The sequence below is a fragment of the Oleiphilus sp. HI0061 genome (assembly GCF_001635675.1).
On record NZ_LWFE01000953.1, the window covers coordinates 1 to 747 of the forward strand.

2 tRNA genes and 1 rRNA gene are annotated in these 747 nt (G+C 42.7%); all 3 read left to right on the plus strand.

Features of this window, described 5'->3' with window-relative positions:
* Window positions 1-123, plus strand: a 16S ribosomal RNA gene (locus A3735_RS11165); the annotation flags it as partial.
* A gap of 114 nt (window positions 124-237) precedes the next feature.
* Window positions 238-314 (plus strand) — tRNA-Ile (locus tag A3735_RS11170).
* A gap of 141 nt (window positions 315-455) precedes the next feature.
* A tRNA-Ala gene (locus A3735_RS11175) sits at window positions 456-531 on the plus strand.
* Window positions 532-747 lie beyond the last annotated feature (216 nt).

Sequence of the window (747 nt, forward strand, 5' to 3'; positions counted from 1 at the left end):
TGGATTGCACCAGAAGTAGTTAGTCTAACCTTCGGGGGGACGATTACCACGGTGTGGTTCATGACTGGGGTGAAGTCGTAACAAGGTAGCCCTAGGGGAACCTGGGGCTGGATCACCTCCTTAAACGAATCGTGATCGTTTCGGTCAGAGTTCACACGAATTGCTTGGTTATAGAATTAAAGAGAGCGTAAGGGCAATAGGCCCTATAGCATCTTACTGACAGGTAATTTGCGCAGAAGGCCTGTAGCTCAGGTGGTTAGAGCGCACCCCTGATAAGGGTGAGGTCGGCAGTTCAAGTCTGCCCAGGCCTACCAGATTTCAGTTACTCATCGTTAAATGATTACTCGCATAGCAGGCTATGCTTCGCAGTCATTTGCCTAGATTAACTAAAATCTACGATTTTTTGAGTCTGACTTTAATGAACGTTAAAGCAGAGGATAAAATGCTCTGGGATTGGGGCTATAGCTCAGCTGGGAGAGCGCCTGCCTTGCACGCAGGAGGTCTGCGGTTCGATCCCGCATAGCTCCACCAATTTCCAAAATTGAAATGATTATAAATAAGTGTATTTGCTTGGTTTAAGTTTGAATTAAGTAAAGTGTATTTATTTCTAATCATGCGATTAGAAGCTCTTTAACAATTAGGTAAGTAATAGTAGACGTTGTTTTATGTTGTGATGACATAATGCAACTCATTGCTAAGTGATTAGATTATTCACATATCAGCGAATAATTTAATCATGGATAACGA